A 16,503-nucleotide genomic window follows, 5' to 3' on the forward strand; every position below is an offset into this window, starting at 1 on the left:
CAACTCGTCGGTGTTACGGGGCAGTCAGAACACCAAGACCATCCTGTGGCCGCTTTTGGGCTCACCTTGGCTGGACCCCAACGGGGGCCAACATCGGGAGTCGGCGCGACGCCTACGAAGGGTGCGGTGTGACCGGCTGCAGCACCGCGGCCTTCAGCCGGGTTCGGCACAAGCGGGACCGCGACGACCTCGGTCGCGCCACCCGGCAGGCGGGCGAGTCCCGGGCGAACGCCGCCATCTTCCGTGCCCGGGCCGCCGACGCCCGCGCCGAGAAGAACCTGGGCGCCACGATCGCCGAGAAGTACCCGGAGCTGTACGACCGCGAGGTCACCGCGCGCCGCGCCCACCAGCAGGCACAGCGGGTGAAGCAGGCGGCGCAGATCGCAGTCCGAATTTCGCGAGGCCGTCAGTGAATGAGTGGCGGTGGCGGTTCATCGGACCAGGAGGTGGTGGATGACACCCACGGGTCCGCTGGCGCCCAGCCCCGGCCCCCCTGAATCGTCATCCATGAGCCGCCATCCCAGTGTGGGCGTGGGTCTTGGCCCAGAACGTGGGCTACCCGGAGCCGGTGACGGCGGTGGGGCTGTGCTCGCGCACGGAAGGACGGCCATCCGTAGAACTGCGGGTCAGGCCGTATCGCGCGATCCGGAGGCACGTAGAGGATCCGGTAGTACGGCAGGGTGTCCAGGAAGAACAGCACTCCGGGGGCCGAGAGCCTGAGCCCGGTGGGGGTCTCCTTGATGAGGTAGTGGTCGAACGTCTTCCTCAGTGCGGCGACGACATCGTCGGACACGGCGGAGGAGAGCCCGGAACCATGAGGCCCGGCAGCGTAGAGCTTCGCCAAGCTGTGCCAGCAGGATTGCGGCATGGGGTTGACCAGGTAACGCTCCAGGATGTCGGGGACCCTCTCGGTGTCCTCCGCGATCCGGCTCGAGATGGTCTCCAACTCACGCTCATACATCTGAGTCGACTTGGAGTGTGCGGTGAAGTCCCGGCGGGCCTCCAGTTGGGCCCGCTGCAGGGCCAGTTGGCGTAGGTCGGCGAGCAGCATGTTGACCACCGTGCTCACCGTCGAGGAGGTCACTCCATACACCCCGGCCAGCATCTCAGCGGGCAGGGAGGTGTCCTGCAGGGCTTGGAAGGGGCCGGGTTCCAGGGCGTGCGCGAGCACATCGTCAAGCATCAACGTTGCGCACTTCCGTCGTTTTTGGACGGCGGGAATCCGCCGGATCGCCGCGTCCAACTGAGAGTGGTCGACGTCCAGCTCGTGCGCCAGGTCCCAGAAGACGCCCGGGCGACGCTTGGGCAGTATGCCGCTCGACTCGATCCGCCGATAAGTGTTCACTGCCAGGCCCAGCCTGTCCGCTAGTTCGGCGAGCGTCAGGCCGCGGGCCACTCGGAGATCCGGCAGTTGGGCGCCATGCTGCAGCTCGGAGGCCGGCACCCCTACGGCCCGTGCCAGATCCGCGAGCCGCTGGGGAGAGGGACTGCTCCGGCCATGCTCGTAGTTGAGGATGAGCGCCTTTGAGGTGCCGACCAGGCGGGCGAGACAGGCGACGGTGAGCATGTGCGGGTGGTCGGGGCACGAGGCGACAAGTCGCGCGGCACGCAGTGCCGATCCGTCGAACCCCCTGACACCTCGTGCCATCGCCGCTCCCTTCAGCTTGCTCCAACAGGTACTGTTCACTGTCATTAGAGGTTACGCGGAACGCGTGATATTACGGGCGGGGTGGGCGTCAGACCGGCGATTCGGTACTGTTAAGACTCAAAATATGGTTGGCACGGGGCGTGTCAGTCCGCATGCTTGAGGCCGTCGCCTTGCTCGCGAAGCAAGTTGGAAGCGGCCTCACGAGCGAGGGGCCGTACGTCCCGCCGACCTTGAAAAAGCAAGATGCCGCGTGCCCTCCCCTTCGCGACGGTTAGAGCACACGGCACCTTGTCTGTCCGACCGGAAGCGGTCTCGGCTGTTGGAGCAGCCGGGGCCGTTTTCGTCTCTACGGCCAGAGCTTCTCGAACAGGAACCGGAGCCCGGCTGCGAGAGCCGCCTTCAGTACCAGTCCGGCAAGCTGCCGGTAGTGACGCTTCCTGTCGAGGTCCTTCTCGCCCTTCGGGGGCGAGTCGAGATCCGACATGGTCGTCCTCCTTTCCCGGGTTCGGTCGACCCGATCGGAGCCGATCGGCCCCTTGACGGGAAGGAGGTGGGCACCATGGTACCGGCTGTGACGGACCGCCTTCCCGGCTCGATATCTCCCGAGCGCTCTACGCGCAAAGACTCCGGTCCAGCAGCAACTACTTTGCATCGGCCGGACGCTGAGTGGCTGTCACCTGACGAACTAGTCATACTTTTGGTGACCCTGGGCAGCCGGGAACCGGGCCCCGATCCGGGGCGTTTCGAAAGACAGCAGTCCAACTGCAGGAAATTCACGTCGACATCTCTGACTCCTGGTAAGTTGCCTTCTCCAGAGCGATGTTGATCAGATCCGCCGGCCGGTTCTTCGCCTCGGCCTCCTTGCGGATCGACCGCTCGGCGATCCGCCGGGCCTCGCCCTGGTCGTACTTCACACCGACCTTCTTGCGGACCAGGCCCCGGTGGTGCTTGGCCGTGCGTTCCGCCTGGTACAACGGCAGCGTGCCCTCCGGCAGCTCGACCTGGCGTCGTGCGAACTCCACCACCTGCTCCGGCACATCCTCCAGTGCGGGGAAGCAGCCCGTGCGCTGGTACGACTTCACCGCTTCGTGAAGCGGCCGGTGTGGTGGGTGCCGGCGACCGCCCCGGAGCGCGAGCGGCCGAGGCGAGGAGTGCTACTGAACTTTAAGGAACAGACTGGCACCTCAGTCAAGTGCCGTGGGGTGGGGCGGCGCCGCGCCGTCCCGCACCGTTTGTAGAGTGGTCAGCCACCTCTTGGCCCTTGGTGGGGGTGGCCGGTCTGTTCCTTAAAGTACAGGTGCGGGTCGAGGCGCCCGGGGAGGCCGTCGCCGGGCCGGGCCGCGCAGTCCATAGAGTGGCCGAATGAGCTCAGCACCCCAGGTCCGGGACCCGTACGCGATCCTGCATGGCTGGCTTTCCGGGGCATACGTCGGGCCCGACGGCCAAGAGGTCATCGGGCGCGTCTGGGACGAGGACACCAAGTACCGCTACGGCCTCTACCTCGCCGGGATCGACGCCCCGCCCGACTGGAAGCAGGACTGGTTCACCTACATCGGTGATCTCGTCTGGCACTTCGAGCCCCTGCACGTCAAGGACTGGGCCTCGAAGCTCACCGCCTTCGACGGCAGTCTGCTCGCCGCCGCCTCCCGGGGCCGCGCCGTCTCCGCCGTCCGCAGCTTCTACGCCCACTGCGAGGACGACCTCGGCGCCGCCCGCTGGAACCTCCCCCCGCGCCGCGCCCTCGCCGGGCCCACCCCGCCGGCCGAACGCCAGACCCTCACCCGCTTCCAGACCGACGCCCTGCGCACCGCCGCCGACCGCTACCGCGGCCCCCACCCCGAACGCGCCCGCCTCGCCGCCTACATGACCCTCGCAGGCCTGCGCCCGGGCCAGTCCATCGCCGTCGTCATGCAGTACATCCAGCGCGACAACGCCGCCGGGCCCGCCTGGCGACTGCCGGTGAAGAACAACAGCGCCTCCGCCGTCGGCCCCCTCACCCCCATCCCGAGGCCCCTGGTGTGGGCGCTGGACGAGTACCTGCCGGTGCGCACCCACAAGGCCCCGCACTCCACGGAGACCGAAGGCCCGCTGCTGGTCTCCCGCACCGGCCGCGGACTCGACCACGTCACCTTCACCCGGGTGCTGCGCGAGGTCGCCGCCACCCACCTCGACCTGGAAGAGGTCGCACCCACGCTGCACCCGGACGTCGTCGCCCACTCCCCCTCCCCGTTCGCCGAGGAGACCGCCGCGGCCGCCGGGGAGGGCCGGTGACGCTGTACCGGGCCATCCTCCAGTTCGTGGAGGACGGCCCAGCCGTGGCAGGACAACCCTGTCGGCGTCGTCCAGTTCGTCGCCGACGAGGACGACGGAACACGGCGGATCATCCGCAAGTGGGTCGCCGACTGGAAGGTCGTCACCGAGCCCGGCGACCCGCTGCAGGCCCATGCCGCAGGCCCGCCTACGGCAGCGTCTCCGCGTCGAGACGGGAGAAGACCAGATCGCTCATCTCCGTGATCGGTCCGCGCCACCGCACCGGCGGAAGGGGCCGACGCAGGGCGGCCGGGTAGCTGGCCGCGGCGTAGTCGTTGGCCATCCGGTAGGCGTGGAACCCGTGCGCGGTGAGGGGCCCGAGAACGTCGTCGACGGTGTGGCCCTGCTTGGCCAGGGTCTTGGGGGTGACCTCGATGACCAGTTCGGCGTCGTCTCGCAGGCTGCCCAGGACCGGGGCGAGCCCGCGTACGGCGGCGGCCTCACCGCCCTCCACGTCGAGCTTGATCAGTCGGACGGCGGCGAGCTCCTCCGTGGTGAGCAGGCTCGGCAGCGGCGCGGCGTCGGCTTGGAAGGAGGCCGCCACGCTGCGCGGGCGGACGGCGGTGGTGCCGCCGAGGTTGGTGGCACGTTCCAGGTAGAAGGTGAGCCGTTCGGGACGGTCGGAGACGGCGGCGTTGATGGTGCGCACGTTGCCGCACCCATTGACCGCGAGGTTCGCGGTCAGGGCTTGGTGGAAGGCGGGGGACGGCTCGATGGCGACAACACGGCCGGCGGGGCCGACGAGCCGGGAGGCCAGCAGCGTGTAATAGCCGGTGTGCGCGCCTGCGTCGACCACGAGGTCGCCCGGGGCGAGGCGGGCACGCATCCACGCGGTCAGGTGCGGCTCCCACACCCCGAACAGCCACAGATAGCGCTGGATGACGTCGCTGGTCACCACAGGCACGACCGTGCCGTCGAGGGTGCGGGCCGTCGCGGTGAGGGGGTGGTGCTTGAGGTGGTCGCTCAGGCGGGCGGCCACCTGGGGCGTGCCGAGACAGTCGGGCATGTGCCGTACGTGCGCGCGCAGGGCCCGGAGCACGAGCGGAGGGGTCACGGCGGACTCCCGGGTGAGGGCGCGGCGATCTGGCCGCGCGGGACGGCGGAGGGTGGCAGGCTGGTCCGAGGAGCGGTTCGCGCAGCGAGAGGAGCCCTGGTGCAGGCGGCGGTGACCGGTCGGGAGTCGGGTCCGGTGGTGTATCTGCTGGTGGGGCTGACCGGGTCGGGCAAGACCACGTACGCGAAGCGGCGACTGGTGCCGGCCGGGGCGGTGCGGCTGTCCGTGGACGAACGGGTGCACGAGCGGCACGGCCGCTACGGCGTCGACTATCCGGAGCGGGACTACTTCGCCCTGGAGGCCCCGGTGATCGCCGAGATCCGCGAGGAGCTGGTCGGTCTGATCGCCGCCGGACGGGATGCCGTGCTGGACCACGGGCTGTGGCTGCGCTCGGACCGCGAGGAGTGGAAGAAGGTCATCGCCGAGGCGGGCGGCCGTCCTCGGCTTCTGTACTTCCCGGTGCCCCGTGCGGAGCTGCTGCGGCGCCTGGAGGAGCGCAACCGGCGTGAGGACGCGAACGCGCTGACCGTCACCCCGCAGGCGTTGGACGACTTCTACGCCCGGTTCGAGCCCCCTCACGACGAGGGTGAGGAGATCATCGAGCCCGGCTCGTTCTGACCCGCGGGCGGCCGCCAGGTGGTGACCAGCCGGGTGGCCTCGGCCGCCCACCAGTCGGGGACGGTCCGCAGCGAGACGGGCCGGAAGCACAGCCGCGGGGAGTCGACGGCGATCCGGCCGCCGTGCCGCTGAAGGTGGTCCAGCAGGCGCCGGGCCTCCGCCAGGCGGGCTGGTGAGGCGGTCTTCCAGGTGCCGTCCGCCGAGTGTTCCGCGCGCCGCTCGACGTCCCGGCGGACGCCGTCGCGCCACTTGAAGTGGTGGACAACGACGGGCGGGCGGTTGGCGGGGCGGTGGCCCTCGGCGCGGTGGTTGCCGGAGGCCACGGGCACGCCGGAGTGCGCGAGGACGATCTTTCGGGGGTCTCCGCGCAGCAGGTGGTGGGTGAGGAAGGCGCCGAGCGGATACGCGGCGTCCAGTCCCTCGGCCGGGTCCCAGCCGGTCAGGGAGCCGTCGGCGCTGACCCGGTCGAGTATCAGCCCGCCCACGGTGCCGGTCCCCGAGGCCTCCGCCGCGGCGATCACCTCGGCGAGCGGGGCGGGATAGGCGTGGAGTTCGTCGGAGTCGGCAAGCAGGTGCCACCCGGCGCCGGCGCGCTCGCGCAGGGCGTCCCGCAGCCGGGGGTTGGTGTGCTCGTGCCACGGCCCGGCGCTCACCGCGTCCGGGACGATCCCGAGCTCACGGCAGGCGGCCTGCACCTGGTGGCGCCGGTCCGGGTCGACGTGGTCGGGGAAGTGGAAGGCGAGGTGGAACCGCTCGATGCCGAGCGTGCGGTAGTGGGCGACCCAGGCGGTGAGCAGGGCGGGTTCGACGGGTCCGACCACGGCGATCAGCGGGGGCAGGGCGGTCATCGGCACGGCTCCTTAGGTCGGTGAGGAAGGCGATCTGTTCGGCGGTCGTGGGCACGCCGAGGTCGGCGGCCGCGCAGGCTGCGGGGCGGGGCAGCGGGGACCAGGCCAGGTCCCGCAGGACGTCCGCCAGCGCTGCACTGTCCGCGGTCGGGAACAGCCGCACCCAGTCCTGACCGGCGAGAGCCTTGCTGAGCGCCGGGTCGTGGTCGGAGACGATGAGCGGGACGCCCAGGCGTACGGCGTCGACCACCAGGCCGCTCTCCTTGGCGACCCCGGCCCGGCGGGCGACCAGGGCCGCGTCGGCGGCGGCGTAGGCCTGACTGACCACGGCCTCGGGAACGGGTCCGGGCCGGGTGTGCAGGCGGACGTGTGGCAGGGCCGCCCACCTCTTCAGCAGCCCGTGGGCGGCCGGGCCGCCGACGACCAGCACGTGCACGGGTGCATCGAGCCGGGCGAGGGCGGCGTCGACGACGTCGAGGTCCTTGTAGGGCCACCAGCCGCCGACCAGGCACACGGCCGGTTCGTGGGGCGGGATGCCGAAGGCCTCCCGGGCCCGCCGGCGGTCGGTGTCGGTGAGCCGGTCGCCGGGGTCTGCGACCGCGAAAGGACGCACGTGGAGCGGCAGGCGGGGGAAGCGGGCGGCCAGGTCCTCGCGTACGGCGTCGGTGGGGGCGAGGACCTTGACCCGCCGCTCGCCCCTGCGGGTCAGGTGGCCGAGGAGGCGCAGCGCGGCGTCCTCCGTGGTGACCAGCTCGTGCACGAAGCGGACGTGGTGCCCGCCGAGCAGCCCGGCGGCGCCGTGCAGGGCCTCGCTCGCGCTGAGGACCACCACCGTGCCCGCACCGCCGGTGAGGCGGCGGCCGGTGCGTACGCAGGCGGCCTCTGCCAGGCAGCGGGCCAGCAGCGTGACCTGGTGCGGGAGTCTGCGCACAGCCACCGGCCAGCGGCGGGAGGCAAGCACCCGCCGCGCGGCTGCAGCGAGCGCCGCGGTGTACGCGGCGGCCGCCGCCAGCGCCGAGGGCACCCTCCCGGCGGGAGCCGTGACCCGGGCTCCGGCCCCCAGCAGGGCGGCCCGGGTCGGTGCGGCGACACCGTAGGGGGCCATCACGACCGTGTTGCCGTGCGCGGCCGCGAGCGCGGTCAGGGCGTGGTCGCGGTGGCCGCCCGGCCGGTGGGCGCCGGGCTCGACGAGCACCAGGGCGGCGGTCATCCGGCGATGGCCTGTTCGCCGTGCCCGGCGGTGAACCGCTGGTAGAGCCACCCGGGGTCGTTGAGCTTGTCGAACAGGGTCGGGACGAGGGCGGCCTCGTGGGCGAAGGCGACGCCTTCGCGGGCGCCGGAGACGGCGAACTGGGCGAACTCGCCTTCGCCGCCCGCGGTCCACGCGGCGATCCGCTCGGCGGCCTCCGCGTCGTCCATGCCGTACTCGCTGCCGCGCGAGAGCATCGCGCACTCTCGGAAGCCGGCTTTCCAGGCGTGATACGGGGACTGGTTGATCCGGGTGGTTCCGGCGACGTCGGCGGTGAACTCACACCGGCCGGGCAGCGCGGCCAGCACGTCGACCGCGTCGCCGAGCGCCCGCAGGGCCGAGCGGCGGATCAGCTTGAGCCCGCCGTAGCCGTAGATCAGGCCGTTGAGCGGGTTGCGGGCCCGCCACACCCGCATCGACACGCCCTCGTCCAGCGGCTCGACGGCGGACAGGGCGAACTCGGTGGCCAGGACGAAGTCCCCATCGGCCAGCAGGAACTGCTCCTTGTCGACGACCTCGGCGGCCAGCCGGTAGGCCCGGCGCATCCCCTGAACGCCGTGCAGCCGCTTCACCGGCGTCCCGAGGATCCGCTGAAGGCGGGCGTGCATCTTGTCGGCGAGGGGTTCGTCGTAGGAGAGCATCACCGCGTCGAACGGCGCCGTCATCGCAGGGCCTCCAGGTAACGGGCCGCCACGGCGGCGGGGGTGAGGTCGGCGGTGGCGGCGTGGGCCCGCTTGGCGTGCACCCGGTAGAACTCGCTGTCGGTGGCGAGCCGGGTCGCGATGGCCACGGCCTGCTCGGGGCTGGTGAACAGAAGGTCGTCGTCGATGTGCTCGGCCAGCCACCCGGTGCGCGGGGCGATGACCGGCAGGCCCATGCCCTGGCAGTCGATGACGGACATCGACCAGGGGCAGCCCGGCCGGAACGGGGCGATGCCGAAGTGCGCGCCGGCCAGCAGGTTGCGGTACCGCACGCGGTCGCCCCGGTCGGAGGCGATCGTGACGCCGTCGAGGAAGGCGAGCTCGTCGCGGTGCCGCTCGGGGCTCGGGTCCAGCCGGACGCGTTCGGGGCTGCGGGTACCGAACAGGTCCATCACGGTCAGCTTCACCGGTGCCTCGGCGACCAGGCGGCGGGCCAGGTCGGTGAACGCGGCGGTGCCGTAGTGGGCGTAGAGCCGGTGGTTGTAGACGGCGTGCGCCTTGCCGTCCGGTACGTCGACGTCGGCGGGGTCGCGTACCAGGCGCTCGTCGCGGGGGGCGGGCACGACGTGCAGCTTCTCCGTGAGCTCCACGCTCATCCGGGCGGCGGCCGCCGTCGTCCAGGACGCGGCGGTGGACGAGTGCACGAGGACGCGGTCGCACGCCGCGAGCCCGGCGGCGAAGGCCAGCATCACGCTGCGCCCCAGCCCGCCGTCGTCCAGGGACGGGTCAGCCAGGAGCCGCCCGTCGTCGGCGAAGGAGAACGGCAGGTAGTGGCAGTACCCGGCGATCAGCGCGTCCGTCCCGGCTTCCAGGAGGGCAGCCCGGATCGCGGGTGCCGCCTCGATCTGGTTGGCCACCACCACCTCCGGCCGCGTACGCCGGATCAGGTCCGCCAGTACGTCCAGGCCGGGGTCGAAGCGGGCCCGGTACTTCGTGGCCGGAGCCCGGGCGGGCTCGAAGCCCACCCGGCGGTCACCGGTGGCGACCGGGGCCGCCACGGTCACCTCCGCCCCGGCATCCGTCAGGGCCGGGGCCAGCAGGTCGGCGAAGGTGAAGCCGGAGTCTGCCGACAACCGGTTCGGGTTGGAGACGTTGAGCAGGTACAGCAGGCGCGGCATGGCGCATCCCCTCTCACCGGCCGCGAGCGTCGGGCCGGTGAGAGGAGGAAACCGGCGACGGTCATGGCGACAGAATGGTGAACTGTCCTCACTCACGGTTCACTCACGCACTCAACACCCAAGCAGGGCGGGGGCTTTGATGGACGCGCATGACGCGGTCACCGTGGAACAGGCATCTGCGAACTTCGCCGCCGAGGTCGCCTACTGGCGCGAGGTGCGCGGCCTGCCGAAGAAGGTCCTCGCCGAGCTGATGGGGTTCCACCCCTCCTACGTCAGCCACATGGAGTCCGGCCGGCACAAACCGACCGCCGACTTCGCGCGTCGCGCGGACGAGACGCTGAACGCGGGCAAGGCGATCTGGCGCAGGTGGAACGAGTACGAGACGGCCCGAGTCCGACAGACCACCGCGGCGGCCGCCGTTCCCGCGTCGCGGCCGGCCGAGCAGCCGTATGCCACGGGCTCGGCGATCGTCGTGGAGCACGACGCCGCCCGGCTCGACTACGACGGCAGCCTCTACCGGCTGACCATGCGCCGTCTGCTGCGCAACACCGGTACGGCCCCGATCACGCGATACCTGATCCGTATCTCGGTCGACTGCTACCCCGGCGACCCCGAGCGTTCCAACGCCCACTACCGGGCCCACCCGCTGACCTGGGATGAGTTGGAGCTCACGGCGACCTGCCGCGGAGAGGTGATGCGCTGGGAGGCCAAGCACGACCGGGATGCCTTCAAGGAGGTATGGCTGCTGTTCGACAACGATCAGGGCCGCTTCCCGCTCTACCCCGGCGATTCGGTGTGGATCGAGTACGCCTACACCGTCAGCGACACCAAGTGGGGCCGCTGGTTCCAGCGGGCCGTGCGGCTGCCCACTGAGCACCTGGAGGTCACGCTCGCCTTCCCCGCCACGCTCGATCCCGTGCTGTGGGGCACCGAGACCTCGATGACCGCCGAGGCCTCTCCCCTGCCCAGCGCTCCCGGCCGACGCGAGGAGGACGGCATGCGCGTCTTCACCTGGTCGACCGGCCACCCGGCTCTGCACGCTCGCTATCGTCTGGAATGGAGGTTCCGGGCCCGTCCCGAACAGAACGTGAATCAAGGGGAGTTCAGGTGAGCCAGGTCCGGCCCAGCGAGCAGATGCGCAACCTCGGCGTCGTCCAGCGCGGCGTACCCGTGCTGACCGAGGCGGCCCGCCCCTTCGACCTGCCCGCCGAGCGGGAGGCCGCCGAGCAGGCCGTGGAAGCGCTGTTCGCCTCCATGGAACGCATCGGCCGGGTCCACCCCTTCGCCAAGGGCATGGGGCTCGCGGCCCCGCAGATCGGCATCGGCCGTGCGGCCGCCGCCGTCCAGCCACCCGACCCGGGCGCCGGCGCCATCGTGCTGCTCAACCCCCGCGTCACCGACGCCTGCGACGACACCGACGAGCAGTACGAAGGGTGCCTGTCGTTCTTCGACGTCCGCGGGATGGTCCCCCGCCCGCTCCGCATCACCGTCGAGACCACGACCCTCGACGGCACTACTGTCAGCACGGTGTACGAGCGGGGGCTTGCCCGGCTCATCGCCCACGAGATCGACCACCTCAACGGGATGCTGTACCTGAGCCGGATGCGGCCCGGCGTCGAGCCCATCCCCGTCGAGCAGTACCGGCAGACCGGCCGATCCTGGGCATACGACTCCTAGCCAAGGGCAGTCTGCTGGTCTTCACGCCGAAGATGCCGGCCGCTGTCGGGGGACTCTCCCCGCAACACGCCCGATCCGAGTAGCGTCATAGGCAGCAACCAGGAGGAGGTCACCGTGACGGCGCAGCCCGAGCACCCCGCCGCGAGCCAGTTCAGCCCGCCCATGCGCACGCTCGCCGAGCTGCGCGAGGCGCTGTCGACGTGGGGCTTCCCCGGTGACCGGCAGGCGTTCGAGAAGGAACTCGACGCGATCGACCTGGACGACCTGACCCGGGTCCGCGAGATCACCCAGGCCTACCGCCACCGCATCCTGATGCGGTACGACTCCGGCGCCATGGCAGCCCTCGCCCGGCCCGCCGACGACGTCGAGGCCGAACTGCGGCGCAAGCTCGCCGAGGCCGCCCGGTGACCCACGCCTTCTTCAGCGACCCCGCCGAGAAGATCCTCACCGAACTCAGCCCGACCGAGCGGGCCGCCGTCGAGAGCGTCCGCCGCTCGCTCGAAGACGCCCCGGCGCAAGGCCGCGCCCTGCCGGACGCAGACCCGCGCAGCGAGTCCCGCGTCGTCGAGCTGCTGCCCGAGCAGACCGGCGGCCGCGGGATCTCCGTCGTCTACCGCCACAGCCAGGACCTGGACGCCATCCTCATCCTCTGGTTGATCGCCGGACCGTAGGCATGTCCCCGCCGTCCACCTGACCCGTGGACGGCTCGAGGCTGTCGGACATGAACGCCCCAAGGCCGCCCGTCACCACCGTCTCGCCCCAAGGGGTTTCCTTGACCACGCTCCTCAACGTGACGCTCACCCCGGACCAGCGGAGCCTCCTCACCGCTATCGCCCAGCCGTGGATCGAGACGGGCGAGTGGCCGCTGTGGGCCAACGTGCAGCACGAGTTCGACATGCGCGGCCAGGACGCCGATGTCGTCTTCCACTCACTGCCGCGCGTGGGCAACGAGGCACCGTTTGCCTCCGGCTACGGCTACGCCGTCCCCATGCGCGCGCCCATCGACCCTGGCCACCGGGTGCGGCTGACCGTCGCCGGCGCCTACAGGCTGCCGAAGGGCCGGATGGCCGTCGGTGAACCGTTCATGCGCACCCTCCGCCACATGATCGATCTGTACATCAGTAGCAGGCCGGTCCTCGCCGACGAGGTTCCTACCGTCGTCCTGCGCTCTGGTGAACTGAAGATCGCGCTCCCCGACCTGGAGCCGTGGTTCGTCAAGGCGCTGCCCGATCTGCTGTCCTACGAACCGGCCATCAGCACCGGGGGCGCCCATCTCGGCGACGGATCCTGGGAGCGGGAGGTCACCCGCAGCGTCATGCGGTTCCGCGGCATGCACACCGTGGAGGAGTACATCGAGAAGACGTGCGACATCGTCGCCGCGAACGCTGCCCAGTACGCCCCGACCGTCGTGCAGGAGGAGACCATGGCCGCGGAGCCGAGCCGGGGCGCGTACGTCCACGTCGACCTCATGGAGGAACTGCAGACCGTGGCCGCCACGACCCGGTGGAAGGTGCACAAGCTCATCGCCCTGTGCCAGGGCCTGAACGACGCCTACCTCGCGGAGAACCCATACGCCTGCGCCGCCATGATCCGCTCGATCCTGGACCACATCCCGCCGGTTTTCGGACACACCGACTTCAAGCACGTGGCGGCCCAGCACGTTTTCAGCATGAAGCGCAACGACAAGAACCACGCGCAGAAGCTCGCGGCTTTCAAGGACATCGCCGACGACGTGATGCACCGGCCGATCAGCCACACCGTCCCGCGTATCAGCATGGACGACATCCCCGAGCCCATCCGCCTCAACGCCGTCCTCAACGAGGTGGTGGTCATGCTGCCGAAGACCGCGCCCGCGACGTGACGTCGACCCTCCCCAGCCACTCGGGCGAGGACCGTGGTGCGGACCTTGGCCTTGGAGACCCGCAGGGTCTCGCGGTTCCTGTCGGAGGCCGTCTCCAGGAACTGTGGCTTCTCCTGCAGTCTCACGACCTGTCGGCCGCTGAAATCTCAGCCTCGTGTCATCTGCTCGCGGTCCACACCGACCGTGGCGGACCAGCAAGCCTGTGACCCAGGCCATCTCACGGTCGGCGTCAGATCCGACGCCGACCCGACATCAGCCGTGAGATTCCGACACGGAATCTGAGATCCCATAAGCAGCAGATCAGAAGCCGGTGCCGAGGTCGCGGGCGCGGGCGTAATGTCCCTGGAAGGCGACGGTGACGGTGCCTGTCGGCCCCTGCCGGTTCTTGCCGACGATCAGGTCCATCTCGCCGGCCCGCTCGTGGTCCCTGTCGTACGCGTCGGGCCGGTGCAGCAGGATCACCGCGTTGGCGTCGGCCTCGATCGAGCCGGACTCGCGCAGGTCGGCCATCATCGGCTTCTTGTCCTCGCGTCTCTCGACCTCGCGGTTCAGCTGGGCTGCCGCGATGACGACGACGCCGAACTCACCGGCGAGCTCCTTGAGTCCGCGCGAGACCTCGTCCACCTCGCCCGTGCGGTTCTGCCCGCGCTTGCCGGAGGCCTTCATGATCTGGAGGTAGTCGACCTCCAGCACCTCCGGCAGCCTGTTCTGGGCCTGGAGCCAGCGCAGCCGCGACCGCAGCTGCACGATGGTGGCGGCCGGGCCGTCGTCCACGACGAGCGGAGCGCCGTTGATGCGCAGAGCGGCGGTGTGGATGCGCTGCCGGTCGTCGTTCTGGTAGTTGCGGTCCTTGACGCGGTTGAGCGGGACGCGCGCTTCGGCAGCGATGATCCGTTCCATCAGCTGGGGGCGGCTCATCTCCATGGATGACACCAGGACCGTCTTGCGGTGCTCGATCGCCACCCACCGGGCGAAGTCCAGCAGGACCACGGACTTGCCGACCGCCGGACGGGCCGCGACCACGACCAGGTCGCCGGGTTCCATCGGCAGCATGGCCTCCAGGTCCCGGTACGGGAGCGGCAGCCGGGAGCGGGGCGGCTCGTCCATGCTGCGGAGGTAGTCCTCCAGCATGTCGTCCGCCCACTGCACGCGCTCCAGTCCGCCGCCGGCGGCGAGCTGGGTCGCCGCCTGCATCTCACCCTGCGCGGCGTTGACGATGTCGGCGACCTCGCCCTCAGCGGCGTAGCCCATCTGCACGATCCGCGTGCCGGCCTCGATCAGACGCCGCAGCTTGTAGCGCTCGACCACGATCTCGGCGTAGTGCGCGGCGTTCGCCGCCGTCGGCACCGACTGCACCAGGGTGTGGAGGTAGGAGGCGCCGCCGATGCGCTCGATGTCGCCGCTCTTGGTCAGGTGGTCGCCGACCGTGATCGGGTCGACCGGCTGGCCCTTGCCGTACATGGTGGTGATCGCGTCGTGGATCACGCCGTGGGCCGGGCGGTAGTAGGCCGCAGCGTCGATGCCGGTCTCGTTGACCTCGCCGATCGCGTCCTTCGACAGCAGCATGCCACCGAGGGCGCTCTGTTCGGCGTCCACGTCCTGCGGCGGGAGGCGCTCGAAGGGGACGGTGTCCGGGGCGTCGTCGAACAGCGGGCTGCCGCCGTTCTCGATGCGGTCGTGCTGAGTGGGCACGCTCATGGATGAATCCCAGTCCCTTCTGATCTGGTGATTCGGGTGGCGGCAGGGGCCTTGCTACGGGCTCCCCTGCTGCCGTTGTGCTGCGGAGGGAGGTTCTAGGCCGGGACCGGCTTCTTGCCGTAGCTGGGGTGGCACTCGCACCGGACGAGCCGGCCGTCGTCGTCTTCGCGCATGCGCTGGCCGGGCTGGGTGGGCTCGATGCCGTCGTTGCACTTGCCGCACCACTGCGGCAGGGGAGGGCGCTGGCCGGGCACCGAGGCCTCCGGCGGGACGAACCGCTCCAGGTGGCGCGGCAGGCTGTACCAGTTGGCCCGGCTGGCCATGTCGGCGGCCGCGGCGATCAGGTGATCGACGTCGATGCCGTCGGCGAGCAGTCTGGCCGCGTCGCGGGTCATGGCCGTCCGTCCCCGGGCGGGGACACCGTGCCCGTGTTGCTGGCGAGCCGTGATCCAGGCCTCGGCGACCCGCACGTCGTCGTGGGTGGCCGACTCCTCGGGGGCAGCCGAGGACGCGGTGTCGTGCTCCGGCGAAGCCGACTTCTCCTCTCCTCCCGTCACCGGCTCAGCCGTGACGTTGGGGAGCGTTGGGGCACCCGGGACAGGAGAGGGAGAGGCTTCTTTGAGAGAGCTTCTTAGAGGGTGATCATTTCCGCTGGTCAGCGCGAGATCCGTTCCAGATTTCTGGAAGGGCGTTCCAGAAATCTGGAATGGCGTTCCAGAAATCTGGAATGAAGGGGCCTCGTCGGCTGCGGCCTGCGGCGTTCCAGTTTTCTGGAACGGCTTGCCGTCGGGGTCGACCAGCCTCACCCGGGCCTGGGTCTGGCCGTTCGGTGAGGTCTCGACCTCGGTGAGGTGGGTGGGCGGCTGCGGGGGGTTCTCCCGCCAGTCCGGCGTGTACGCGTCGAGCTTGTCCCACGCGTTGCGCCATCCGGTGTGGACGGCGTCGGGCGGCAGGTCGTTGACGGTGAAGCCGCGGGAAATGCCCTGCGCGGCCCGCGCCTTGCCCTTGAGCTTGGTGATGCCCTCGAGCTCTACGGCGTCCTTGGGCACGACGAGGTTGAGTTCCTCCAGCGTCCTCAGGATCTCGTACATCGCGGAGACGCTGAGCGGCTTGTCGTTCGGGCCGGGCAGCAGCCAGCACAGCTGGTCGATCGTCATGCGCCGCATGCCGTTGCGAGGCAGGCGGGACGCCTCGACCATCATCGACCGCAGCAGGCAGTAGAGCCGGAACGCCGTGTGCGTCATTCCCGGCATCAGCATCACGTAGTCACGGACCTGGGTGTACGACCAGTAGTCGGTGATCGTGCCCGAGAACTCGAACATCTCGTCGTCGTCCGGCGGAGCGGCGGCAGCCGACGCCTTCTGCGGGCGCTTCACCGGGCCACCGTCCGGGCGACGCCTCGAAAGGTGTGAGGCAGAACATCTGACGGGGAAATTTCTCCGACACCAACGGCATCGGTGCTGGTCAGGCGGTACAACGTGCTTACCTTCCCGCTGTCCTGTGCGCCTGTGCACCCCGTCGATGTGCGGGGCGATCTCCCGCAACTTGACGCTCCCCCGTAGAGTGGGGGGAAGCACCTGGGTACCACTTGGGTGTAAGCGGCACCGGCCCCCTGGCCGGAGCCAGGGGTGATGGAGTGCCTTGCACACATCACAGCTGTTTTGGAAGGACTCGCGACAACCTTTGGCGAGGAGAGGCGCGAGCACCTTCTGGGCGGTGGC

The 16,503-nt window shown here is 70.4% G+C and carries 17 protein-coding genes; 8 read left to right on the forward strand and 9 right to left on the reverse strand.

Features of this window, described 5'->3' with window-relative positions; genetic code table 11:
- Positions 1-128 precede the first annotated feature (128 nt).
- Entirely contained in the window at positions 129-413 is a 285-nt protein-coding gene (locus ABZX30_RS18005; RefSeq protein WP_355934489.1) for a hypothetical protein, read from the forward strand.
- Here the strand turns inward: ABZX30_RS18005 and ABZX30_RS18010 are convergent.
- The 3 genes from ABZX30_RS18010 to ABZX30_RS18020 all read right to left on the reverse strand — a co-directional run bounded on the left by ABZX30_RS18010 (position 407) and on the right by ABZX30_RS18020 (position 2,730).
- Positions 407-1,693, reverse strand: a complete 1,287-nt coding sequence (locus ABZX30_RS18010; protein ID WP_355934491.1) for a helix-turn-helix transcriptional regulator — start codon at positions 1,691-1,693, stop codon at positions 407-409. The two genes, ABZX30_RS18005 and ABZX30_RS18010, sit on opposite strands and share 7 nt — an antisense overlap.
- 301 nt (positions 1,694-1,994) lie before the next feature.
- Complete coding sequence (locus ABZX30_RS18015; protein ID WP_355934492.1) at positions 1,995-2,132, reverse strand: hypothetical protein; 138 nt, start codon at positions 2,130-2,132, stop codon at positions 1,995-1,997.
- Positions 2,133-2,421: 289 nt separating this feature from the next.
- Positions 2,422-2,730 carry a DUF4158 domain-containing protein gene (locus ABZX30_RS18020; protein WP_355934494.1) on the reverse strand — a complete coding sequence of 103 codons (309 nt, stop codon included), beginning with the start codon at positions 2,728-2,730 and terminating at the stop codon, positions 2,422-2,424.
- A 280-nt stretch (positions 2,731-3,010) separates the two neighbouring features.
- Between ABZX30_RS18020 and ABZX30_RS18025 the strand changes: the two genes are divergently transcribed.
- Positions 3,011-3,919, forward strand: coding sequence for a hypothetical protein (locus ABZX30_RS18025; RefSeq protein WP_355934496.1), 909 nt, complete (start codon positions 3,011-3,013; stop codon positions 3,917-3,919).
- Between the two features lie 187 nt (positions 3,920-4,106).
- Here the strand turns inward: ABZX30_RS18025 and ABZX30_RS18030 are convergent, their stop codons facing one another.
- A complete protein-coding gene (locus ABZX30_RS18030; protein ID WP_355934497.1) occupies positions 4,107-5,012 on the reverse strand; it encodes an FkbM family methyltransferase in 906 nt (301 codons plus the stop codon).
- A gap of 99 nt (positions 5,013-5,111) precedes the next feature.
- Between ABZX30_RS18030 and ABZX30_RS18035 the strand changes: the two genes are divergently transcribed.
- Complete coding sequence (locus ABZX30_RS18035) at positions 5,112-5,630, forward strand: ATP-binding protein (RefSeq protein ID WP_355934499.1); 519 nt, start codon at positions 5,112-5,114, stop codon at positions 5,628-5,630.
- Here ABZX30_RS18035 and ABZX30_RS18040 read toward each other — a convergent pair.
- From ABZX30_RS18040 to ABZX30_RS18050, 3 genes are all read right to left on the reverse strand, one after another.
- Entirely contained in the window at positions 5,588-6,478 is an 891-nt protein-coding gene (locus tag ABZX30_RS18040; RefSeq protein WP_355934501.1) for a glycosyltransferase family 2 protein, read from the reverse strand. The two genes, ABZX30_RS18035 and ABZX30_RS18040, sit on opposite strands and share 43 nt — an antisense overlap.
- A 1,206-nt stretch (positions 6,479-7,684) precedes the next feature.
- A complete protein-coding gene (locus ABZX30_RS18045) occupies positions 7,685-8,392 on the reverse strand; it encodes a hypothetical protein (RefSeq protein ID WP_355934502.1) in 708 nt (235 codons plus the stop codon).
- Positions 8,389-9,546, reverse strand: a complete 1,158-nt coding sequence (locus ABZX30_RS18050) for a glycosyltransferase family 1 protein (RefSeq protein ID WP_355934503.1) — start codon at positions 9,544-9,546, stop codon at positions 8,389-8,391. Before ABZX30_RS18050 ends, ABZX30_RS18045 begins: the two co-directional genes overlap by 4 nt.
- Before the next feature lie 139 nt (positions 9,547-9,685).
- Here ABZX30_RS18050 and ABZX30_RS18055 point away from each other — a divergent pair, with 139 nt between their 5' ends.
- The 5 genes from ABZX30_RS18055 to ABZX30_RS18075 all read left to right on the forward strand — a co-directional run bounded on the left by ABZX30_RS18055 (position 9,686) and on the right by ABZX30_RS18075 (position 13,084).
- The gene (locus ABZX30_RS18055; protein WP_355934504.1) at positions 9,686-10,657 is read left to right on the forward strand and encodes a helix-turn-helix transcriptional regulator; all 972 of its coding nucleotides are present in this window, start codon (positions 9,686-9,688) and stop codon (positions 10,655-10,657) included.
- On the forward strand, positions 10,654-11,223 hold the full coding sequence (locus ABZX30_RS18060; RefSeq protein WP_355934505.1) for a peptide deformylase: 570 nt from the start codon (positions 10,654-10,656) through the stop codon (positions 11,221-11,223). Before ABZX30_RS18055 ends, ABZX30_RS18060 begins: the two co-directional genes overlap by 4 nt.
- 114 nt (positions 11,224-11,337) lie before the next feature.
- Positions 11,338-11,631 carry a hypothetical protein gene (locus ABZX30_RS18065; RefSeq protein ID WP_355934507.1) on the forward strand — a complete coding sequence of 98 codons (294 nt, stop codon included), beginning with the start codon at positions 11,338-11,340 and terminating at the stop codon, positions 11,629-11,631.
- Positions 11,628-11,894 (forward strand): hypothetical protein, encoded by a 267-nt coding sequence (locus ABZX30_RS18070; RefSeq protein ID WP_355934509.1) that lies wholly within the window; start codon positions 11,628-11,630, stop codon positions 11,892-11,894. The genes ABZX30_RS18065 and ABZX30_RS18070 overlap by 4 nt, the downstream gene beginning before the upstream one ends.
- Before the next feature lie 101 nt (positions 11,895-11,995).
- Positions 11,996-13,084, forward strand: a complete 1,089-nt coding sequence (locus ABZX30_RS18075) for a hypothetical protein (protein WP_355934510.1) — start codon at positions 11,996-11,998, stop codon at positions 13,082-13,084.
- A gap of 300 nt (positions 13,085-13,384) precedes the next feature.
- On the opposite strand, the gene dnaB is transcribed toward ABZX30_RS18075, so the two are convergent.
- Positions 13,385-14,782: a replicative DNA helicase gene (dnaB, locus tag ABZX30_RS18080; RefSeq protein ID WP_355934512.1), complete on the reverse strand. Its 1,398-nt coding sequence runs from the start codon at positions 14,780-14,782 to the stop codon at positions 13,385-13,387.
- 95 nt (positions 14,783-14,877) lie between these two features.
- A complete protein-coding gene (locus tag ABZX30_RS18085) occupies positions 14,878-16,158 on the reverse strand; it encodes a hypothetical protein (protein ID WP_355934514.1) in 1,281 nt (426 codons plus the stop codon).
- Between the last annotated feature and the right edge of the window lie 345 nt (positions 16,159-16,503).

The sequence above is a fragment of the Streptomyces sp. NPDC004542 genome, from assembly GCF_040610035.1.
Taxonomy (GTDB): domain Bacteria; phylum Actinomycetota; class Actinomycetes; order Streptomycetales; family Streptomycetaceae; genus Streptomyces.